Annotated in this window: 20 protein-coding genes; 4 read left to right on the top strand and 16 right to left on the bottom strand. The window is 70.8% G+C overall.

Annotation, left to right across the window (positions count from 1 at the left end; genetic code table 11):
• Together KIK05_RS45820 and KIK05_RS45815 are read left to right on the top strand one after the other, a co-directional pair.
• A partial coding sequence (locus tag KIK05_RS45820) for an aldo/keto reductase (protein WP_214417228.1) occupies nt 1–726 on the top strand: 726 nt, incomplete at its 5' end.
• Nucleotides 727–752: 26 nt separating this feature from the next.
• Entirely contained in the window at nt 753–1046 is a 294-nt protein-coding gene (locus KIK05_RS45815) for a putative quinol monooxygenase (protein WP_214417227.1), read from the top strand.
• Nucleotides 1047–1165: 119 nt separating this feature from the next.
• Here the strand turns inward: KIK05_RS45815 and KIK05_RS45810 are convergent, their stop codons facing one another.
• From KIK05_RS45810 to KIK05_RS45735, 16 genes are all read right to left on the bottom strand, one after another.
• Nucleotides 1166–3352 (bottom strand): RelA/SpoT family protein, encoded by a 2187-nt coding sequence (locus KIK05_RS45810; RefSeq protein WP_214417226.1) that lies wholly within the window; start codon nt 3350–3352, stop codon nt 1166–1168.
• 232 nt (nt 3353–3584) lie between these two features.
• Complete coding sequence (locus KIK05_RS45805) at nt 3585–4103, bottom strand: adenine phosphoribosyltransferase (RefSeq protein ID WP_214417225.1); 519 nt, start codon at nt 4101–4103, stop codon at nt 3585–3587.
• A 94-nt stretch (nt 4104–4197) separates the two neighbouring features.
• Nucleotides 4198–5274 carry a protein translocase subunit SecF gene (secF, locus tag KIK05_RS45800; RefSeq protein ID WP_214417224.1) on the bottom strand — a complete coding sequence of 359 codons (1077 nt, stop codon included), beginning with the start codon at nt 5272–5274 and terminating at the stop codon, nt 4198–4200.
• Entirely contained in the window at nt 5274–7052 is a 1779-nt protein-coding gene (secD, locus tag KIK05_RS45795) for a protein translocase subunit SecD (protein ID WP_308250433.1), read from the bottom strand. The genes secF and secD overlap by 1 nt, the downstream gene beginning before the upstream one ends.
• 81 nt (nt 7053–7133) lie before the next feature.
• Nucleotides 7134–7490 carry a preprotein translocase subunit YajC gene (yajC, locus tag KIK05_RS45790; protein ID WP_308250432.1) on the bottom strand — a complete coding sequence of 119 codons (357 nt, stop codon included), beginning with the start codon at nt 7488–7490 and terminating at the stop codon, nt 7134–7136.
• A 415-nt stretch (nt 7491–7905) separates the two neighbouring features.
• Nucleotides 7906–8967, bottom strand: coding sequence for a Holliday junction branch migration DNA helicase RuvB (gene ruvB, locus KIK05_RS45785; protein ID WP_214417222.1), 1062 nt, complete (start codon nt 8965–8967; stop codon nt 7906–7908).
• Nucleotides 8968–8976: 9 nt separating this feature from the next.
• Nucleotides 8977–9597, bottom strand: a complete 621-nt coding sequence (gene ruvA, locus KIK05_RS45780; protein WP_214417221.1) for a Holliday junction branch migration protein RuvA — start codon at nt 9595–9597, stop codon at nt 8977–8979.
• Nucleotides 9594–10136, bottom strand: coding sequence for a crossover junction endodeoxyribonuclease RuvC (ruvC, locus tag KIK05_RS45775; RefSeq protein ID WP_214417230.1), 543 nt, complete (start codon nt 10134–10136; stop codon nt 9594–9596). The genes ruvA and ruvC overlap by 4 nt, the downstream gene beginning before the upstream one ends.
• Nucleotides 10137–10252: 116 nt before the next feature.
• A complete protein-coding gene (locus tag KIK05_RS45770) occupies nt 10253–11413 on the bottom strand; it encodes a GNAT family N-acetyltransferase (protein WP_250564575.1) in 1161 nt (386 codons plus the stop codon).
• A 135-nt stretch (nt 11414–11548) separates the two neighbouring features.
• Entirely contained in the window at nt 11549–12298 is a 750-nt protein-coding gene (locus KIK05_RS45765) for a YebC/PmpR family DNA-binding transcriptional regulator (RefSeq protein ID WP_214417219.1), read from the bottom strand.
• Between the two features lie 3 nt (nt 12299–12301).
• Nucleotides 12302–12892: a pyridoxal 5'-phosphate synthase glutaminase subunit PdxT gene (gene pdxT / locus KIK05_RS45760; RefSeq protein WP_214417218.1), complete on the bottom strand. Its 591-nt coding sequence runs from the start codon at nt 12890–12892 to the stop codon at nt 12302–12304.
• 262 nt (nt 12893–13154) lie between these two features.
• Nucleotides 13155–14654: an alkaline phosphatase D family protein gene (locus KIK05_RS45755; protein ID WP_308250431.1), complete on the bottom strand. Its 1500-nt coding sequence runs from the start codon at nt 14652–14654 to the stop codon at nt 13155–13157.
• 265 nt (nt 14655–14919) lie between these two features.
• Entirely contained in the window at nt 14920–15834 is a 915-nt protein-coding gene (gene pdxS / locus KIK05_RS45750) for a pyridoxal 5'-phosphate synthase lyase subunit PdxS (protein WP_214417217.1), read from the bottom strand.
• A 422-nt stretch (nt 15835–16256) separates the two neighbouring features.
• Complete coding sequence (locus KIK05_RS45745) at nt 16257–17273, bottom strand: DUF3048 domain-containing protein (protein ID WP_214417216.1); 1017 nt, start codon at nt 17271–17273, stop codon at nt 16257–16259.
• Nucleotides 17274–17432: 159 nt separating this feature from the next.
• Nucleotides 17433–18941, bottom strand: coding sequence for a glycerol kinase GlpK (glpK, locus tag KIK05_RS45740; protein WP_214417215.1), 1509 nt, complete (start codon nt 18939–18941; stop codon nt 17433–17435).
• Between the two features lie 33 nt (nt 18942–18974).
• Entirely contained in the window at nt 18975–19742 is a 768-nt protein-coding gene (locus KIK05_RS45735) for an IclR family transcriptional regulator (protein ID WP_214417214.1), read from the bottom strand.
• A gap of 307 nt (nt 19743–20049) precedes the next feature.
• On the opposite strand from KIK05_RS45735, the gene KIK05_RS45730 reads away from it, so the two are divergent.
• Both KIK05_RS45730 and glpK (KIK05_RS45725) read left to right on the top strand, forming a co-directional pair.
• Nucleotides 20050–20877: an MIP/aquaporin family protein gene (locus tag KIK05_RS45730; RefSeq protein ID WP_214417213.1), complete on the top strand. Its 828-nt coding sequence runs from the start codon at nt 20050–20052 to the stop codon at nt 20875–20877.
• 37 nt (nt 20878–20914) lie between these two features.
• A partial coding sequence (gene glpK, locus KIK05_RS45725; protein ID WP_214417212.1) for a glycerol kinase GlpK occupies nt 20915–21998 on the top strand: 1084 nt, incomplete at its 3' end.

The raw sequence follows: 21998 nt of genomic DNA, 5'->3' as shown, positions 1-21998 counted from the left end.
ATGAAGCCCGCCAGCGTGCGCCGCGAGATCGAGGACTCCCTGCGGCGGCTGAACGTCGAACGCATCGACCTGTACCAGGTGCACTATCCCGACACCGGCGAGTCGCTGGAGTACGCCGGGGGCGGCTTCGGCGCCGTCTCCCCCAACGCCACCCCGCTGGAGGAATACTGGCAGGTCATGGCCGACCTGAAGGCCGAGGGCAAGGTCCGCGCCATCGGCCTGTCCAACCACTCGGCCGAGCTGTTGGAGGCCGCCGAGCGCGTCGCCCACGTCGACGCGATCCAGCCGCCGTTCTCCGCGATCAACCGCTCCGCCGCCGCCGAGATCGCCTGGGCGCACGCCCACGACACCGGGGTGATCGTCTACTCCCCGCTCCAGTCGGGGCTTCTCACCGGCACCTTCTCGGCGGAACGCGTGGCCGGCCTGCCCGCGGACGACTGGCGGACGGCCCACCACGACTTCACCACCGGCCTGGACGCCAACCTCCGCCTCGCCGACGCGCTGCGCCCGATCGCGGCGCGGCACGGCGCCACCGTCGCCGAGGTGGCCATCGCCTGGGCACTGGCCTGGCCCGGCATCACCGGCGCCATCGTCGGCGCCCGCAAGACCACCCAGGTCGACGGCTGGATCGGGGCGGGATCGGTGGAGCTGACGCCGTCCGACCTCGACGAGATCACCGCCGCGATCACCGCCTCGGGCGCGGGCACCGGCCCCGCCCGCCCGTGACCACCACATCAGCGGGAGGACGCCCCATGTCCCTCATCGTCGTCGCCGAATGCCTGGCCGCGCCCGGCCGGGAGGACCGGCTGCGCACCGCCCTGGAGGCGATGATCGAGCCGTCGCTCGACGAGCCCGGCTGCCTGGCCTACCGGCCCTACGCCGACCCCAACGACCCCGCCCGGATGGTGGTGGTCGAGGAGTGGAGCGGCCCGCAGGCCCTGGAGGAGCACTTCGCCACCCCCCACTTCCAGCACGTCAGGCAGGTGCTCGACCTGGTGCTGGCCGAGCCGATGACCATCCACCGGCTGGTCGCCGCCCCGCGATGACCGCGAGCGGGCCGTGCCCCTCAGGGGGCACGGCCGCCGTTCGCCCGGCAGCGCTCCGCCCTGCGGCGAGGAGCGCTCCTTCAGAGACGGCGGTCTTCGCCGTCCGGGCTCCGCCGCCGTCAGTTGGTGACGCGGTAGACGTCGTAGACGCCCTGGATGTTGCGGACCGCCTTGAGCACGTGACCGAGGTGCTTGGGGTCGCCCATCTCGAAGGTGAACTTGCTGACGGCGGTGCGGTCACGCGAGGTGGTGACCGAGGCCGACAGGATGTTGACGTGCTGGTCGGACAGCGTGCGGGTGACGTCGGACAGCAGGCGCGGCCGGTCGAGCGCCTCCACCTGGATCGCCACCAGGAACACCGAGTCGTCGCCCGGGGACCAGCTCACCTCGACCAGGCGGTCGGGCTCGGCCCGCAACTGCTCGATGTTGGGACAGTTGGTGCGGTGCACCGACACGCCGTGGCCCCTGGTGACGAAGCCCACGATCTCGTCCCCGGGCACCGGCGTGCAGCAGCGCGACAGGCGTACCCAGACGTCGGAGTCGCCTGCCACGATGACACCGGCGTTGGTGCCGGTGCGGGGCCTGCCCCGCAGCTTGGTCGGGACGGCGGCCTCGGCGATGTCCTCCTCGGCGCCCTCGACCCCCCCGAGCGACTGCACGAGCTTCTGCACGACCGCCTGCGCGGCCGTGTGGCCCTCTCCGACCGCGGCGTACAGTGCCGAGACGTCGGGGTAGCGAAGGTCCTTGGCGAGGGCCAGGAGGCTCTCGCCGGACATCATGCGCTGCAACGGCAGGCCCTGCTTGCGCATCGCCCGCCCGATGGCCTCCTTGCCCGCCTCGATCGCCGTCTCGCGGCGCTCCTTGGAGAACCACTGGCGGATCTTGTTGCGGGCCCGGCCGCTCTTGACGAACTTCAGCCAGTCACGGGACGGCCCGGCGTCGGGCGACTTGGAGGTGAAGATCTCGACGGTGTCGCCGTTGCTGAGCCGCGACTCCAGGGGGACCAGGCGGCCGTTCACGCGGGCGCCGATGCAGCGGTGGCCGACCTCGGTGTGCACGGCGTAGGCGAAGTCGACCGGCGTGGCGCCCTCGGGCAGCGCGATCACCTGGCCGCGCGGCGTGAAGACGAACACCTCCGACACCGACAGGTCGAACCGCAGCGACTCCAGGAACTCGCCCGGGTCGGAGGTCTCCTTCTGCCAGTCGAGGAGCTGGCGCAGCCAGGCCATGTCGCCCGCGGACTTCACCTTGCCCCCGGCGGGGCCGGCGGCGCCCATCTCCTCTTTGTACTTCCAGTGGGCGGCGACGCCGTACTCGGCGCGGTGGTGCATCGCGCGGGTGCGGATCTGCAGCTCGACCGGCTTGCCCTCGGGCCCGATGACCGTCGTGTGCAACGACTGGTACATGTTGAACTTGGGCATCGCGATGTAGTCCTTGAACCGCCCGGGCACGGGGTTCCACCTGGCGTGGATGGTGCCGAGGGCGGCGTAGCAGTCGCGTACGGTGTCGACCAGCACCCGGATGCCCACCAGGTCGTAGATGTCGTCGAACGCCACCTCGCGCGCGATCATCTTCTGGTAGATCGAGTAGTAGTGCTTCGGCCTGCCCTTGACCGTCGCCCTGATCTTGGCCTCGCGCAGGTCGGCGGAGACCTTCTCGATCACTTCCTGCAGGAACAGGTCGCGCCGCGGGGCACGCTCGGAGACCATGCGCGCGATCTCGTTGTAGCGCTTGGGGTAGAGCATGCCGAAGGCGAGGTCCTCGAGCTCCCACTTGATGGTGTTCATGCCCAGCCGGTGGGCCAGCGGGGCGAAGATCTCGAGCGTCTCGCGGGCCTTCTGCTCCTGCTTGTGCCGCGGCAGGTAGCGCAGGGTGCGCATGTTGTGGAGGCGGTCGGCGAGCTTGATCACCAGGACCCGGATGTCGCGGGACATCGCCACGACCATCTTGCGGACCGTCTCGGCCTGCGCGGCGTCGCCGAACTTGACCTTGTCGAGCTTGGTGACGCCGTCGACCAGCAGCGCGATGTTCTCGCCGAAGTCGGAGCTCAGCTCATCGAGGCCGTAGGCGGTGTCCTCGACTGTGTCGTGGAGGAGGGCGGCGCACAGGGTCTCGTCGTCGGTGCCGAGCTCGGCGAGGATCGTCGCCACCGCGAGCGGGTGGGTGATGTACGGGTCGCCGCTTTTGCGCTTCTGGTCGCGATGGTGGTAGGCCGCGACGTCGTAGGCGCGCTCGATCAGCCGGAGGTCGGCCTTGGGATGGGTGGCACGCACCGTCTTGAACAGCGGCTCAAGAACCGGATTCATCGCACCACCCCATTGCCCCCCGAACCGGGAAAGCCTGCGACGTACGGCAGGCGCCGGTCTCTCCTCGGTGCCTGCGGACATGGCTAAACCCGTGTCGCCTGGGGGCGGGGAAACCGGCTCAGGGGTGTCGGTCACTTCGGGCACGGCCATGTCACGGGGCACTCAGACTCCTCACGTCGAGTCCAGGTCCCCAGTGTATCCACGCTGGGGACGTCGCCCTCCGCCGAGGCGATCAGACGACGACGAGCGCGCGCACGTCGATGTCGCTCAGCCGGTCGCGGCCGGAAAGGAAGGCGAGCTCCATCAGCACGGACACGCCCACGACTGTGGCGCCCGCCCGGCCGACCAGCTCCACCGCCGCCCGGGCGGTGCCGCCCGTGGCCAGCACGTCGTCGACGATGAGCACGCGGTCGCCCGGAGCGAAGGCGTCGCGATGGACCTCGATGACGGCGGAGCCGTACTCCAGATCGTAGGACGCTTCGAGCGTCTCGGCAGGAAGTTTGCCCTTCTTACGGACAGGGACGAACCCGGCACCGGCCCGGCAGGCCACCGGGGCGGCCAGGATGAAGCCGCGGGCCTCGATGCCCACGACCTTGTCGACGGCCAGGTCCGCCGCGAGGGCGTCGACCACGGCGGCGAACGCCACGGGGTCGCCCAGCAGCGGCGTGATGTCCTTGAACATGACGCCCGGCTGCGGGTAGTCGGGCACGTCGCGGATCCTGTCGAGGATCGTCGTGGTGATGTCGGTCATGCGGGGGTTCCTTCCGGGGGCAGGCGTCGGACGGCAGCACAGCGCCCCCGTGATACAGGTGAGATCACGGGGGCGCCGCGCGAGGTGTCCGCCTCTATCGCTTCTTGCGCTTGTCGGTGGCCACCGCGCCGCCCTGCGGGAGAGCGGTGGACGTCGTCGCGGTGGCGGGCTGCTTGCCGCCCTTGCCGCGTGCGTCCTGGACGGCGGAGGCGCTCCTGTTGGCGGCCAGCCGCTTGGCGATCGCGGCGTACTTCGGCTCGCGCTCCTTGAGGTTGACCAGCAGCGGCGTCGCCACGCACAGCGAGGAGTAGGTGCCGACGATCATGCCGACGAACAGGGCCAGCGACAGGTCCTTCAGGGTGCCCGCGCCGAACAGGGTGGTGCCGATGAACAGGATCGCCGCCACCGGCAGGATCGCGACCAGTGAGGTGTTCAGCGAACGGATCAGCGTGTGGTTCAGCGCGTTGTTCGCCGCCTCGGTGTAGGTCATCTTGGAGGCCTGGCCCAGCTTGGCCGTGACCTCCTTGATCATGTCGAACACCACGACGGCGTCGTACAGCGAGTAACCGAGGATGGTGAGGAAGCCCAGCATGGTGGCCGGGGTCACCTCGAAGCCCGACCAGGCGTAGATGCCGGCGGTGATGATCAGGTCGTGGACCAGCGCGACCACGGCCGCGAGCGCCATCTTCCACTCGAACGCCAGCGTGAGGTACAGGATGATGGCGATCATGAAGACGATCAGGCCGATGACCGCCTTCTTCAGCACCTCACCACCCCAGGACGGGCCGATGATCTGCTTGCTGACCTGGCCGTCCGCGATGTGGTAGCGATCGGAGATGGCGCCCTGCACCTTGGTCACCTGGTCGGGCGGGAGACTCTGCGTGGTGACGCGCCAGCGGTCACCGGCCTCCTGCACGATCACCTGGTGGGCGCCGGCGTCCTCGACGGTCGTACGGACGTCCTCGATGGAGGACGCCGCGGGCTTGTTGAACGTGAACACCGAGCCGCCCTTGAACTCGATGCCGAGGTTGAGCCCCTGGAACACCAGGCCCACGATGGAGATCACCAGGAGGGCCCCGGACAGCGAGGACCACAGCTTGTAGCGGCCGACGAAGTCGATGTTGACCTCGCCGCGGTACAGGCGGCGCCCGATTTCACCGATGCGCGACATCAGCCCTCCTGCGGAACGGTCGTGCGGGCGGCGGGCGCCTCGCGGCCCATGCGCTCGGCGTCCAGGCCGGACAGCTTGTGCCCCTTGGCGAAGAACTTCAGCCTGGCGAGCAGCGCGACGAACGGCTTGGTGAACAGGAACACCACCGCGATGTCGATGAGGGTGGTCAGGCCCATCGCGAAGGCGAACCCGGCGACGCCGCCGACCGCCAGGAAGTACAGCACGATCGCGGCGATGAACATCACGGCGTCCGCGATCAGGATCGTGCGCCGGGCGCGCACCCAGGCCACCTCGACGGCGACCCGCAGCGACCGCCGGCCTTCCTTCATCTCGTCACGCATGCGTTCGAAGTAGACGATGAAGGAGTCGGCCGTGATACCGATCGACACGATGAGGCCGATGATGTGCGGCAGCGACAGCCGGAAGTTGGCGTTGTGGCCGAGGACGACCACCGCGCAGTAGGTCAGGACCGTGGCGATGCCGAGGCTCGCCACCGCGACCAGGCCGAGCCCCCGGTAGTAGAGCAGGGAGTAGATCACCACGAGCGCGAGGCCGATGGCGCCCGCGAGCATGCCGCCGCGCAGCTGGTCGGCGCCCAGCGTGCCGGAGATCTCCTCGATCGAGCTCTGCTGGAACTTCAGCGGCAGCGCGCCGTACTTGAGCTGGTTGGCCAGGTCGGTGGCGGACTTCTGGGTGAAGCTGCCGGAGATGCGCGCCTGGCCGCCGGGGATGGGCTCCTCGATGACGGGGGCCGAGATGACCACACCGTCGAGCACCATGGCGAGCTGGTTGCGCGGCTGCGGCGCGCTGGTGATCGCGCCGGTGATCTTGGCGAACTGGCTGGCGCCCTGGCTCTTGAAGGTGACCTGGACGATCCACTCGCCGGTGGTGGAGTCGACACCGGAGCTGGCGCCCGACACCTCGGTGCCCTTGACCGCGGCCTTGTCCAGGACGTACTTGGCCGAGCCGTCGTCGCTGCAGGCGGCGAGCTGCTTGTTCGGGTCGTCCTGGACGCCCTGGCCCTTGTCCTTCCTGGTGCAGTCGAGCTTCTTGAACTGCTCGGCCACGGCCGGGTCGACGCCGGTGAGGTCGACCCCGGCGAAGGGGTCCTCGGAGGCCTGCGCCGTCGGCTGCGCGCTGGGCCGGCCGGACGCCGGGGAGCTCGGCGAGGGCGTCGCCTTGCCGGTCGCCTTCCCGCTTCCGGTGGTCTTGCCGCCGGAGGCCGAGGCGGACGGGGCGGGCGTCGGGGCGGTCAGCGCCTCCGACAGCGCGCGTCCCGCCGGGGTGCCGCCAGGGGCGGGCTTGGCCGTCGCCGTGGGCTGGGCGGACCGCTTGGCCCCGGGCGTGCCGGAGGACTTGGCCGTGGGCGAGGGGCTCGCGCTGCCGGACGGCGCCGGGGTCGCGGGCGAGGTGGGCAGCTTGCCCGGCGTGGCGTTGGCGGCCGCGACGGCGAGGACTTGACGGAACCGTAGCTCGGCGGTGGTGCCGACGAGCTTCTGCACCTGGCCCGACCCCGCTCCGGGGACGGAGATGACGATGTTGTCACCCGACTTCGCGACCTCGGCGTCGGAGATGCCCGTGCCGTTCACCCGGTCCCGGATGATGTTGACGGCCAGGTCGAGGCTTTCCTGCGAGGCGACGGCGCCGGTCTGCGTGACCGGCGACAGCGTCATGGTCGTGCCGCCGGCCAGGTCGAGGCCGAACTTCGGCACGAACGCCTTCTGCAGGAACATCACCCCGCCCATGGCGAGGATGAGCACCAAAAGCGCCAGGAGCACGCGTCCCGGCTTGCTTTGGCTACTTGTCGATGGGGCCACTGGAGGTCAGTTCTTTCGTCAAGGGGTTTGCGGTGAGCCTACTCAGGACTTCTTGTCGGTCGAACCCTCTTCGCCCCGGTGCTCGGGGGTGGTGTCGGTCACCGGCTCGTCGGCGACGACGTCCGGCGTGCCCCCTTCATTGTCCACCGTCTCGTCCTCCACCGGGGTCACCACGCGACCGATGGCCGCCTTGATCCACCGGGTCTCGACGCCCGGCGCGATCTCGAGGATCAGGTCGTCGTCCTCGAGTCGCGAGACGGTGGCGAACAGGCCGGTGGTGGTCATCACACGGGTGCCCGGTGTGAGGCTGCTCTGCATCTGCTGCTGTTCCTGCTGCCGCTTGCGCTGGGGGCGGATGAGCAGGAAGTAGAAGACCACGACCAGCAAGATCAGTGGCACGAACGATCCAATGCCCTGCACGGGGCTTCCTTCCGGTTAAGAACTGACCGGCCTGCGCCGGAGGTCTAGAGGCGATGGGCGCGGCCGCACACCGATCATGTCAGCGTACACAGCCAGCCAAGCCACGGAGTTTAGGCGAGCTTGTCAAAGCCCGGCAACGAACCCACGCTCGGGCACGCTGGAAAGTTCCCGTTGTCACCGATCTGTGACCAGCCGATACGGGTTCCTTGAAAGTTTCACCGGCGTCCGTATTCCCGCCTCCGCCGGCCCGCCATCGTGCCGGGGATCAGGGCATACGCGCTGGGAGACGCGGTCGTACCAGGCCGCGGACCACCCGCGGCGACACAGGGCCGGGGAGGCTCGCTGTAAACCCCTTGTCAGAACGTCCCGGCGGCCGCGGAACTTCCCGCGCGGGTCAGCCGGCCTCGTCCGGCTCGCCGAACAGGACCGGCGGCGCGGAGGCGCCGAAGGCGTCGGGCGGCGGGGTGAGGCCGAGGTGCTTCCACGCCGACGCCGTGGCGACCCTTCCCCTCGGGGTGCGGGCGAGCAGGCCCTGCCGTACCAGGAACGGCTCCGCGACCACCTCGACGGTCTCGGGCTCCTCCCCCACCGCCACGGCCAGGGTGGACAGCCCGACGGGGCCCCCGCCGAACTTGCCCAGCAGCGCGCCGAGGACGGCCCGGTCGAGCCGGTCGAGGCCCTCGGCGTCGACCTCGTAGAGGTTGAGGGCGGCGGAGGCGATCTCCCGGGTGATGACGCCCTCGGTGCGGACCTCCGCGAAGTCGCGGACGCGCCGCAGCAGGCGGTTGGCGATGCGGGGCGTGCCCCTGGACCTGCGGGCGATCTCGTGGGCGCCCTCGTCGGGAAGCTCCAGTGACAGCAGGCGCGCCGAGCGGCGCAGCACCTGCTCGAGCTCCTGGACGTCGTAGAAGTCCATGTGGGCGACGAAGCCGAACCTGTCGCGCAGCGGGGCGGGCAGCAGGCCCGCCCGCGTGGTCGCCCCGACCAGGGTGAACGGTGCGATCTCCAGCGGGATGGCGGTGGCGCCCGGGCCCTTGCCGACGACGATGTCGACCCGGAAGTCCTCCATGGCGAGGTAGAGCATCTCCTCGGCCGGGCGGGACATGCGGTGGATCTCGTCGATGAACAGCACCTCGCCCTCCGACAGCGTCGAGAGGATCGCCGCGAGGTCGCCCGCCCGCTCCAGCGCCGGGCCGGAGGTCAGCCGCAGGGGCATGCCGAGCTCGGCCGCGATGATCATGGCGAGGGTGGTCTTGCCCAGGCCGGGCGAGCCGCTCATCAGGACGTGGTCGGGCGGCCGGTTGCGGCGCAGCGCGCTCTCGAGCACCAGCGACAGCTGCTCGCGCACGCGGCTCTGGCCGATGAACTCGCCGAGCCGCTTGGGGCGCAGCGCCGACTCGATCGCCTGCTCGTCGCCTTCGGGCTCGGGGGACACGAGATCTCTCTGGAGGCTCACCACAGGCCCCTATCGCACGCTCAGGGCCCGCAGGGCCGCCTTCAGCAGGGCCGCCACCGAGGGGGTGCGCCCGGCGGCGATCTCGGCGTCGGCCTCGGGCGACACGACGGCGATGGCCTCGTCGGCGTCCTTGGAGGAGTAGCCGAGGCCCACCAGCCCCGAATGCACCTGGTCGCGCCAGGCCGGCTTGCCCTCGCGCCCGTTGAGGGCGGCGGCGACCGCCTCGTCCGGCGTGCCGAGCTTGTCCTTCAGCTCCAGGATGATGCGCTGCGCGCCCTTGGGGCCGATGCCGGGCACCAGGGTGAGCGCCTTGACGTCGGCCGCGGCGACCGCGACCCGCAGGGCGTTGGGCGCGTGGACGGCGAGCATGGCGAGCGCGAGCCTCGGGCCGACGCCGGAGGCGGTCTGCAGCATCTCGAAGACGGTGCGCTCGTCGTCGGTGCCGAAGCCGTACAGCGTCAGCGACTCCTCGCGCACGACCAGCGAGGTGGCGAGCCTGGCGTCCTCACCGGCGCGGAGGGTGGCCAGCGTGCCGGGCGTGCAGTGGACCAGCACACCCACCCCGCCGACCTCGACCACCGCCGAGTCGGGCCCGATCGCCGCCACCCGCCCGGCCACCGACGCGATCACGATGCGGCTCCCTTCGCGGACGCGCCGCGGTTCGCCTTGGCCAGGGCCTCGGCGAGACGGTTCTGGGTGCCCCCGCGCCAGATGTGGCAGATGGCCAGGGCGAGGGCGTCGGCCGCGTCGGCGGGCTTCGGCATGGCGTCGAGCCGCAGCAGCCGGGTCACCATGGTGCCGACCTGGGCCTTGTCGGCGTTGCCGTAGCCGGTGATGGCGGCCTTGACCTCCGACGGGGTGTGCAGCGCGACGGGCAGCCCGCGCCGGGCGGCGCAGACGATGGCGACCGCGGAGGCCTGGGCCGTGCCCATGACGGTGCGGAGGTTGCTCTGGCTGAAGACCCGCTCGACGGCGACGGCGTCGGGCCGGACCTCGTCGAGCCAGCGCTCGATCTCGGCCTCGATCGCCACCAGTCGGGCGCCGATGCCGTCGGTCGCCGGGGTGCGCGCCACCCCGACCTTGACGAGCGCCAGCGGCGCGCCCGCGCGGCCCTCCACGGCTCCGAGGCCGCACCGGGTCAGTCCCGGGTCGACCCCCATCACCCGCAGCTCAGGTAGCCGCACCGGCATGCCTCCCCAGAACGCCGAACACTTGTTCGGCCCACGACTCTACCCCCGCCGTCCACGGCGGCGCACCACAACACGCCAGGCCCGGCCGGTACGGATCAGAAATAGTCGATCATGTACGGCTTCGCGGCGAAGACCGCGCCGAGGACGTCGTCGATCTCGGGCGTGCCTCCGGTGAGCAGCCCGGCGCGGCGCAGGGCACCGGGCTGGACGCCCGCGTACAGCGCGGAGACGCCGCCGATGGTGAAGCGCGGCACCTCCGCGCCCGCCGGGGGCCGGACGGCGGTGGCCGTGCCCGCGCCGGAGGCGACGGCGAGATGCCAGAACCCGGAGTTCGCGGGCCTTTGCGGGTCGTCCACCTCGATCACGGTGTCGGCGGCCACGCCCGCCGGGTAGCCGCGGCCGCCCACGGCCGAGGCAAGGTCGACGAGGCGGAACATCCAGCGGCGCTGCTCGACGAGGTCGGTGGAGCGTTCGCGCAGCAGCCAGAGCACCGGGTCGTCGGGCTCGAGGGAGGCCGTGACCGTCCGGGCGACGGACGAGGCGCTGCCGACCAGCGACCACAGCGCCCTCGCCGTCGCCTCCGAGCCGGCCACGAGGGTGTCGACGTCGATGTCGTCGCCGTCCCAGCGGTAGATGACGAAGCCGTCGTCGGCGAGGTAGGCGTAGTCGTTCTCGTCGGCGAGCCAGACGCGCAGGAACCGCTCGTCGGTCGCCATCGGTCCCGAGGCGCGGGCGGCGCCGTACACGCGGCCGAGGATCCGCCTGAGCTCCGGGACGTCATCCGGCCCCACGCGCCTCAGCTTGACGCCGCCGTCGCGGGAGCCGAGCGTGCGCAGGCCTTCGGCGGGCAGGGTGACGCGGTTGCGCGCCCCCGCGTGCTCCCAGCCGTGGTGGCGGTAGAGCGGGGTGGTGGCCGGGTAGAGCGCCGAGGCCACATGGCCCAGCTCGGCGCACCGCTCGATCGTGGACCGCATGAGGAGGCCCCCGACGCCGCGTCCGCGGTCCTCCGGGGCGACAGTGACGCTGGCGACGCCGCCCATCGAGATCGGACGGCCGTGCCACCACTGCTCGTAGCGGTTGATACGGCTGGTGCCGACGAGGCGGGTGCCGTCGAAGGCTCCGAGGTACCGTCCTTCGGGCAGGATGGGCGAGATCATCTTCCGCCACTGCTCCACGTTGTCCGGTGACAGGGGGCCGAAGGCTCGCTTCCGGTTGTCCAGCACGGCGTTGAGGTCGTCGGCCGACAGATCGCGCATCTCCACAACGGCCAAACCTACGACGACCCTGCGGAGCAGGTCGAATCGTTTCCCGCCGTACTACGGCGCCGGCCCCACCGCGCCACACCCCCTGGAGGCGGCCACTCCCCGAGGCGGGGAGTGGCCCTGCCGGGATCAGTCGAGCTTGGCGAGGACGTCGTCGGAGACGTCGAAGTTGGCGTAGACGTTCTGGACGTCGTCGCTGTCCTCGAGGGCCTCGATGAGGCGGAAGACCTTGCGGGCGGCGTCCTCGTCGAGGGCGACGCTCATCGTGGGCAGGAAGCTGCTCTCGGCCGAGTCGTAGTCGATGCCGGCGTCCTGCAGAGCCTTGCGGACCGGGACCAGGTCACCGGCCTCGGAGACGACCTCGAAGGAGTCGCCGAGGTCGTTGACCTCCTCGGCGCCGGCCTCCAGGACGGCGACCAGCACGTCGTCCTCGGTCAGCTCGCCCTTGGGGACGATGACGACGCCCTTGCGGTTGAACATGTAGGACACCGAGCCGGGGTCGGCCATGGAACCGCCGTTGCGGGTCATGGCGACGCGGACCTCCGAGGCCGCGCGGTTGCGGTTGTCGGTGAGGCACTCGATGAGCACCGCGACGCCGCCGGGCGCGTAGCCCTCGTACATGATGGTCTGCCACTCGGCGCCGCCGGCCTCCAGGCCGCCGCCGCGCTTGCGCGCGCGCTCGATGTTGTCGAGCGGGACGGAGCTCTTGCGCGCCTTCTGGATGGCGTCGTAGAGGGTGGGGTTGCCGTCGGGGTCAGGACCACCGGTGCGGGCCGCCACCTCGATGTTCTTGATGAGCTTGGCGAAAAGCTTGCCCCGCTTCGCGTCGAGCGCGGCCTTCTTGTGCTTCGTCGTCGCCCATTTGGAGTGGCCGGACATCGGCTAGAGCTCCCTCACCATCTCGACAAAATACGAATGAACCCGCGTGTCCCCCGTCAGCTCGGGGTGGAAGGACGTCGCGAGCAGAGGTCCCTGCCGGACCGCGACGATCCTATCCCCCGGCTCGGCAAGTCCCAGCACCTCGACGTCCGTGCCGACCGACTCGACCCAGGGGGCGCGGATGAAGACCGCCCGGATGACGCCGCGTCCGGCGAAGTCCAAGGATGCCTCAAAGGAGTCGACCTGGCGGCCGAAGGCGTTACGCCGCACCACCATGTCGATGCCGCCGAGCGTCTGCTGGCCTGCGATGCCGCCCTCGATGCGGTCCGCGAGCATGATCATGCCGGCGCAGGATCCGTAGGTCGGCATGCCCGACTTGATCCGCAGGCGCAGCGGCTCCAGCAGCTCGAACGCCTCCGCGAGCTTCCACATCGTCGTGGACTCGCCGCCGGGGACGACCAGCCCGTCCACCGCCGCGAGCTCCTCCGGGCGGCGGACGGCCACCGCCTTCGCCCCGACGGCTTCGAGGGAGCGGGCGTGTTCGCGTACGTCGCCCTGGAGGGCGAGCACGCCGACGGTGGGTGCGGACGTCACCGGTGTTCCTCTCGATCAGCTGGTCGTCGCGGGGCGGGTGCGCCCCGGGGGGCCGTCCGCTCGGGCCGCGCGCCGCCCGCAGGCGGTACACCGGCTGCGGGGGCGCGGCCGCCACACGGTCGGCGGCGCACGCGGCGTCCCTGGAGGACGTGCATGCGTTCGAAAGCGTACGGCCAAGCGGAACAACGTCCCAAACCGCCCCGCGCTTCCCGCTTCCGCCGTCTTCTGCGGCTCCCTGCGCCCACCGGGACGGCGGCGGGGTTCAGGTCTGCCGGAACAGCCCGGGCGTCCGGTCCGCGACGGTGAAGGTGGCGGCGGTCAGAGCGGGGGCGCCGGGGACCCGGACGTACCGCACGATCTTGAAGTCGGCCGTGACCTTCGTCTGCTCGACCTTCAGGAGGATGTAGCCACGCCGCCGCAGGTGGAACTTCAGGTGCGGGTTGGTGGTGAGCAGGGCGTCCCTGGCCCGGTCGACGTCGTGCCCGTCGCCGCCGCTGGTGATCGAGGTGACCGCGAGCTCGGCGCCGACCAGGCGGGAGGCGGGGTCCTCGTAGTCCAGGGCGAGGTCGCCCGCCCAGTGGGAGTGCACGTCGCCGGTCAGCACGATCGCGTTGCGCACCCCCGCGTCGACCCACCCCTGGGTGACCCGGGTGCGGGAGCCGGAGTAGCCGTCCCAGGCGTCCTGCCGGACGACCTTCGGGCCGCCCGCGTGCTTGGTGCGCTGCCCGAAGAAGACCTGCTGGCAGATGATGTCCCACTGCGCCCTGGACTCTCGGAAGCCCTCGAGCAGCCAGCGTTCCTGCGCCGCGCCGGTGATCGTCCGGGCCGGGTCGCGGGACTCGGGGCATTCGGCGAAACCCGATCCGCAGATGGCCCGGTCGCGGTACTGGCGGAGGTCGAGCATGTGCAGGGTGGCGAGGGTCCCCCACCGCAGGCGCCGGTACAGCCGGATGGCGGGCCCGTGCGGGACGGCCCCGCGGCGTAGCGGCATGTGCTCGTAGTAGGCGCGGAAGGCGGCCTTGCGCCGGGCGGCCGGGAGCAGGCTCATCCAGTTGTTGCGGACCTCGTGGTCGTCCATGATCGGCACCCAGGGCGCGGCCGCGTGGGCGGCCCGCAGGTCGGGGTCGGTCTTGTACAGGGCGTGCCTGCGCCGGTAGTCGGTGAGCGTCCGGGCCTCGGGCCCTTCGTGGTCGCGTACGTTGCCGCCCGGGCAGGGGTGCTTGCCCTTGCCGTATTCGTAGATGTAGTCGCCGAGGTGCACCACGAGGTCGGGGTGCTCCTGGGCGGCGCGGGTGTAGGCGGTGAAGTGCCCGTGCTGGTAGTTGGCGCACGAGGTGACCGCGAGGGTGAGCGAGGCGACGAGGGAACCGGGCGCGGGGGCGGTGAGCGCCCGGCCGATGGGCGAGACGTGCGGGCCGGACTTGAAGCGGTACCAGTACTCGCGCCCGGGCTGGAGGCCGGTGATCTCGACGTGCACGCTGTGCGCCCAGTGGCGTACGGCGTCGGTGGTGCCGCGCCGTACGACGTTGGCGCAGTTGGGGTCGGCCGCGATCTCCCAGGCGACCTGGACCGGCGCGGGCGGCATCCCGCCGAAGCCGTCCTCGGCGAGCGGCGAGGGGGCGAGCCTGGTCCAGATGACGAACCCGTCGGGGGCCGGGTCACCGCAGGCGACGCCCAGCGTGAACGGGTCGCCGTGCGGCACCCGCAGGGGTGGCACTCCCGCCGCCAGCCCCAGCACGAGGAACGATCGCCTGTCCAACACAAGACGATCGTCGGCTATTCACGGCAAACCCGGGGTATAGCGGCAGCCAGCTCACAGCCGGATATTTCCGGACGATCAACCCATGCCCGTTTCCTGTGCGCCGAAGGCGCATACGGAAAGACCACCGGCCGCGTGGCCGGTGGTCTCGAAACGCCGTGGGAGCCGCCCTTCAGCCCGGCCGGGCGGCCGATCCCGGCGACCGGCCTCCGGGCCGGCCCGGACGGTGACGCGGCCGGACGATGGATCCGGCCGCGGTCCGGATTTCCTACCAGCCCCGGGTGGCCAGGCGGTCGGCCTCGGGCAGGGTGGAGACGTTGATGCCGACCATGGCCTCACCCAGGCCGCGGGAGACCTTGGCGATCACGTCGGGGTCGTCGTAGAAGGTGGTGGCCTTGACGATGGCCGCGGCGCGCTTGGCCGGGTCGCCCGACTTGAAGATGCCCGAGCCGACGAAGACGCCCTCGGCGCCGAGCTGCATCATCATCGCGGCGTCGGCCGGGGTGGCGATGCCGCCGGCGGTGAACAGCACGACGGGCAGCTTGCCGGTCTTGGCGATCTCGGCGACCAGCTCGTACGGGGCGCGGAGCTCCTTGGCGGCGGCGTACAGCTCGGCCTCGTCGAGGGCGGCCAGACGCTTGATGTCGCCACGGATCTGCCGCATGTGGCGGGTGGCCTCGACGACGTTGCCGGTGCCGGCCTCACCCTTGGAGCGGATCATCGCCGCGCCCTCGGAGATGCGGCGCAGGGCCTCGCCGAGGTTGGTGGCGCCGCAGACGAAGGGGACGGTGAACGCCCACTTGTCGATGTGGTTGGCCTCGTCGGCCGGGGTCAGCACCTCGGACTCGTCGATGTAGTCGACGCCGATGGCCTGCAGGACCTGGGCCTCGACGAAGTGGCCGATGCGGGCCTTGGCCATGACGGGGATGGAGACGGCGTTGATGATGCCGTCGATCATGTCGGGGTCGCTCATGCGCGACACGCCGCCCTCGGCCCGGATGTCGGCCGGGACGCGCTCGAGCGCCATGACGGCCACCGCGCCGGCGTCTTCGGCGATCTTGGCTTGCTCCGGGGTCACGACGTCCATGATCACGCCGCCCTTGAGCATCTCGGCCATGCCGCGCTTGACGCGGGCGGTGCCGGTGACGGCGGTCTCGGTCACTTCGGGGGTGCTGCTGGACACGGTCTTACCTCACGAGCGCGACGACGGATTCCTGTCCCATGTTAGGCGCTGATCAGCACGGCCCTTGACGGCCGGACCGTCACAGGTCCGGCCGTCGTTTGGACAAGTTGTACGACTGACGCGAAGCCCGCGACCATGCACCACGTCCCCGCCGCACGACGGCGCCGGCTTCACCGCCCCACATCCCGCCGACCCGGCGCCGATTCAAGACACACATCGGCCAGGACGCGAGGGGCGGGACCAGGACCTTCCTCCCCCACCTAAGGCCCGCCTTCGATGGGCCGGAACAGGACTCCCCCCCAGGGCCCGCCTTCCATTGGGCCGGAACAGGTCTCCCGTCCCCCGCCCAGGGCCTGCCTTCGATGGGCGGGGAGCAGGACCTTCGCGGGGGTGGCCTTCGGGGGGGTGGTTGTGGCTGGGGGTTAGGGCTGGACCGGTTTGGGGGCGGCGAGGACGATCCAGACCTGGCCGCGGCTGAACGTCATCGGCTCGCCGCTCTCGGTGGTGAACGTCGTGCCCCCGGTCTCCGAGGCCCGCTCCCACTTGGCCTTGTAGGCCTTGCCGTCACGGAGCACGACCGCCTTGCCCTTACCGGTGGTGTGGATCAGCGGGGTGTAGCTCTGGTGGAAGTCGTGGAACTGCGACCTGGTGGTCTTGGCGTACTGGATGACGATCGTGGGGGCGCCCTGCCGGCCGCCTTCGGCCGCCATGTCCGGCTTGCCGTCCTGGGTCACCAGCCACCGCTTCTCGTCGTCGGACCAGGTGAAGGTGAAGGACGCCGCCGGATATTTCACGGAGAATGTCTTCTTCGGGGTTCCGCCCTCGGGCGCGTCACCGAACTTGAGACCGATGTCCTTGGCGCGGCTGGCCTGGGGCGCCGCGGTCAGGAGCTTCTTGGTATTGGCGAACAGGTTGTACGGGGCGACGCGGCCGGGCTGGCGGAAGTACGCTCCGGGCTGCGCGCTGTCGGAGACGTCGAACAGCGACGCCTTCTGCACGAAGGGGATCATCTTCGTCTGGACCCCCGAATAGGCCAGCGCGGGCTTGCCGAACATCGGCAGCAGGTGCAGGTCGCTGATCCGGGCGCTGCGGACCGGTCCCACCTTGGCGGGGATCTTGGACGAGAAGATGGCCATGATGCGGGTCAGTCCGCCCTCGACCTGCTCCACGAACACGATGTCAGCGCTGCGCAGGCCCATCTGGGGCTTGCCCGCCGAAGTGTTCTCGATCTTCACGGCCAGCACGGGCTTGCGAGCGGCGGTCTGCTGCCCGGTGAACGGGTGGTCGGGCGGCGGGGGCGGGCTCGACGGCGGCGACGTGACAGGCTGGGTGTTCTGCGCCGCCGGGGCCGCTCCGCCGCCCGAGGACGAGCAGGCCGCCGCGGGTGCCAGAACGGCGGTCCCCGCGAGCGCGATGCCGATCACGCGTTGTACCCGCACAGCTGAGGCTCCTCCCGATTTGGTGTGAAACGCCTGAAGCTTACCGATGGCGAGCAGGAGTTCCCCCAGGTACGGACGAAGTCGCCCTGATCCACAGCTCCTCGTGATGATCCGGAACGGTCCACGCCGCGCAGCCGGGCCGGTGCACGGCGCGCGCGGTCAGGGGCGGTGCTTGATCCACCCGAACGTGCGCTCGACGGCGCGGTGCCAGTTGTCGTACTCCTCCTCGCGGCGCTTGGCGTCCATCGAGGGCAGCCACTGGGCGGCGCGGTGCCAGTTGCGGCGCAGCCCCTCGAGGTCGGGCCAGTACCCGACGGCCAGCCCCGCGGCGTACGCGGCGCCCAGGGACACCGTCTCGGCGACCATGGGGCGCACCACCGGGACGTCGAGGAAGTCGGCGATGTTCTGCATGAGAAGGTTGTCGGAGGTCATGCCGCCGTCGACCTTCAGGGTACGGAGTTCCAGCCCGGAGTCGGAGTTCATCGCGTCGACGACCTCGCGGGTCTGCCAGGCGGTGGCCTCCAGCACCGCGCGGGCCAGGTGGCCCTTGGTGATGTAGGAGGTGAGGCCCACGATCACGCCCCGCGCCTCGCTGCGCCAGTGGGGGGCGAACAGCCCGGCGAACGCCGGCACGATGTAGCACCCGCCGTTGTCCTCGACCGTGCGGGCGAGCGTCTCGATCTCGGGGGCGCTGCTGATCAGGCCGAGCCCGTCGCGGAACCACTGCACCAGCGCACCGGTGATCGCGATCGGCCCTTCGAGGGCGTACACCGCCGGCTGGTTCCCGATCTGGTAGCCGACGGTGGTGAGCAGGCCGTGGGTCGACCGGACCGGCTCGGCGCCGGTGTTGAGCATCAGGAAGCTGCCGGTGCCGTAGGTGCACTTGGCCTCGCCCGCCGCGAAGCAGGTCTGGCCGAACAGCGCGGCCTGCTGGTCGCCGAGGGCAGCGGCGATGCGGACGCCGGGCACCACGCGGGTGGCCACGCCGTAGACCTCGACGGAGGGGCGGATCTCCGGCAGCATCGCCCGGGGGACGCCGAAGAAGCCGAGCAGGTCGTCGTCCCATTCGAGGGTGGCCAGGTCCATCAGCAGCGTGCGGCCGGCGTTGGTGACGTCGGTCAGGTGCAGGCCGCCCTCGGGGCCGCCGGTGAGGTTCCAGATGAGCCAGGTCTCCATGGTGCCGAACAGCACCTCGCCCCGTTCGGCGCGCTCACGCAGTCCCGGCGTGTGGTCGAGCAGCCAGCGGATGCGGGGCGCGGAGAAGTAGGTGGCGAGCGGCAGCCCGCAGCGTTCCTGCACCAGGGCGGCCTCGGGCCGGGAGGTGAACTTCTCGACCAGCTCGTCGGTGCGGGTGTCCTGCCAGACGATGGCCCGCCCGATGGGCTCGCCGGTGTGGCGGTCCCACACCAGGGTGGTCTCGCGCTGGTTGGCGATGCCGACAGCGGCGACCTGCTCGGGGCCGACCCCGGCCTGGGCGAGCGCCTCAGGGGCGATGCGTTGCAGGTTGCGCCAGATCTGGGCGGCGTCGTGCTCGACCCATCCGGGACGCGGGAAGTGCTGGCGGTGTTCGCGCTGTGTCACCGACACCAGGCGGCCACGATGATCGAAGAGGATGCACCGCGTCGATGTCGTGCCCTGATCGATGGACATCACATAGCGCATGACCATGGCATTTTACCTCGGCAGACGTGTGGAGGGAGGTCACCAGCGGGAGGCGCCGAGGTCACGGGACACCGCGCGCGCGGCGTCGCGTACGAAGGTCACCAGGGGGGCCTTCGGCCGGCCCTTGGTGTCGCAGACGCGTTCCACGGCCCCCGAGATGCCGATGGCGCCGACCACCAGGCCGCCGTGGCCCCGGATGGGCGCCGCGACGCCGGCCTCGCCGATGGTCATCTCCTCGATCTCGGTGGCCCAGCCGACCTCGCGGACGCCGGCGAGGTTTCGCGCGAGCATCTTGGGCGTCACGATGGTGCTGCGGGTGTACGCCTCCAGCGCGCCGTCGCCGAGGGCCGCGGCGGCGCCGGCGTCGTAGGCGAGCAGCACCTTGCCGAGGGCGGTGGCGTGCATGGGCAGCAGCGTGCCGACGTCGAGGGTCTGCAGGCTGTCGTCGGGGCGGAAGACGTGGTGGACGACCAGGATCTGGCCGTCGAGGAAGGTGCCGATGCGCACGGCCTCGCCGCTGCGCGCCGCGAGGGCGTCGGCCCAGTTGATCGCCCGCGACCGCAGCTCGTTGACGTCGAGATAGCTCGTGCCGAGGTGGAGCAGGGCGGCGCCGAGCTGGTATTTGCCCGACGCCTCGTCCTGCTCGACGAAGCCGACCAGTTGCAGGGTGCGCAGCAGGCCGTGGACGGTGCCACGCGCCAGGCTCAGCGAGGTGGCGATCTCGCCGACACCGAGCCGGCCGGAGCTGCGGGCGAGAAGCCGCAGGATGGCGGCTCCCCGCTGGATGGACTGGACCGGACCTGGCACGTTTCCGATGGTAGTGCTGACGGCGGACGTTCGACATTGTCGGCGCCTCGCCGGTGTAGATCGTGGTGTTACGCCGCACACTAGACCCTGTGACGACTTTGTCATAGACGGGAAACGATAATCCTGTATCGCATCGCTGACTAGTGTTCGACATTGTCGGCACACTGTCGTTGACCCGGCCTTTTTCCTCACTTAGCGTCCCCGGCATCCGTGAGGTGCGCCGCACCGCATCGGACCACCCCGCCCCGGCTGTACGCCCGCGTCCTCGCGCGGACCGGCGAGGCGGCACTGGATGTGAGGAGGAGTAATGGCGGAAAGCCTCAAGGCCCGCGGAATGATCGGCGAGTTGGCGGCCGAGTTCGCGGGCACCCTGGTCCTGATCCTGTTCGGAGTGGGGGTGGTCGCCCAGGTCGTCGCCGGCGGCATCGGCGACCACGACAGCATCGCCTGGGCCTGGGGCCTCGGCGTCACGCTCGGCGTGTACGTCGCCGGCCGCATCAGCGGGGCGCACCTGAACCCCGCCGTCACCGTCGCGCTGGCCGTGTTCAAGGGCTTCGAGTGGCGCAAGGTGCTGCCGTACACCCTCGCGCAGACCGCGGGCGCGTTCGTGGCCGCGCTGCTCGTCCGCTGGAACTACGGCGAGGTACTGCAGAAGGCCGACCCCGGCCTGACCATCAAGACCCAGGGCGTCTTCTCCACGCTCCCGGGCAACGGGGCGCTGCCCGTCACCGAGTGGGGCGCCTTCCGCGACCAGGTCATCGGCACGGCGATCCTGCTGTTCCTGATCCTCGCGATCACCGACCTGCGCAACTCCGCCCCCGCCGCCAACCTCGCGCCGTTCGTGGTCGGTCTCCTCGTCGTGGCGATCGGCATGGCGTGGGGCACCGACGCGGGGTACGCGATCAACCCGGCGCGTGACTTCGGCCCGCGCCTGGCCTCCTTCCTCACCGGCTACGAGACGGCGTTCAAGGACCAGTACGGGAACCTCTACTTCTGGGTGCCCATCGTGGGCCCGGTCGTCGGCGGCCTGATCGGCGCCGGTCTCTACCAGGCCCTGGTGGCGCGGTTCCTGCCGCCCGAGGAGGGACCCGAGCCCGGCCGCATCCCCACCGACCCCGTGCGCGAAGCCGTCTGACCCCCACCTCACCCGCCTCTCAAGGAGAACGATTCGCATGCCGGACTTCGTCGGAGCCGTCGACCAGGGCACCACGAGCACCCGCTTCATGATCTTCGACCACGGCGGCAACGAGATCGCCCGCCACCAGCTCGAGCACGAGCAGATCCTGCCGCAGGCCGGCTGGGTCGAGCACAACCCCACCGAGATTTGGGAGCGCACCCGCGCGGTCGTCCAGACGGCGCTGAACAAGGCGAACCTCAGCGCCGCCGACCTGGCCGCGCTCGGCATCACCAACCAGCGCGAGACCACCGTGGTATGGAACCGCAGGACCGGCCGGCCCTACTACAACGCGATCGTCTGGCAGGACACCCGCACCGACCGCATCGCCAGCGCCCTGGACCGCGAGGGCAAGGGCGAGGTCATCCGCCGCAAGGCCGGCCTGCCGCCCGCCACCTACTTCTCCGGCGGCAAGATCCAGTGGATCCTGGAGAACGTCGAAGGCGTCCGCGAGGCCGCCGAGGCCGGGGAGGCGATCTTCGGCAACACCGACACCTGGCTGCTGTGGAACCTCACCGGCGGCACCGACGGCGGCGTCCACGTCACCGACCCCACCAACGCCAGCCGCACCATGCTCATGAACCTGGAGACCCTCGACTGGGACGACGAACTGCTGTCGTTCTTCGGCATCCCCCGGGCCATGCTGCCGCAGATCCGCCCCTCCTCCAACCCCGCCTCCTACGGGGTGACCCGCGCCGACGGCCCGCTCGGCGGAGAGGTCGCCCTGACCGGTGACCTCGGCGACCAGCAGGCCGCCACCGTCGGCCAGGTCTGCTTCTCCCCCGGCGAGGCCAAGAACACCTACGGCACCGGCAACTTCCTGCTGCTCAACACCGGCACCGAACTGGTCCGCTCCAAGCACGGCCTGCTCACCACCGTGGGCTACCAGTTCGGCGACGACAAGCCGGTCTACGCCCTGGAGGGCTCCATCGCGGTCACCGGATCGGCCGTCCAGTGGCTGCGCGACCAGCTCGGCATCATCTCCGGCGCCTCCCAGAGCGAGTCACTCGCCCGCCAGGTCGAGGACAACGGCGGCGTCTACTTCGTCCCGGCCTTCTCCGGCCTGTTCGCCCCCTACTGGC

Source organism: Sphaerisporangium fuscum (genome assembly GCF_018531465.1).
In the GTDB taxonomy this organism is placed as follows: Bacteria; Actinomycetota; Actinomycetes; order Streptosporangiales; family Streptosporangiaceae; genus Sphaerisporangium; species Sphaerisporangium fuscum.
The sequence above is the reverse complement of the archived record's forward strand: the minus strand, read 5'-3'. Positions and strand labels throughout refer to the sequence as shown.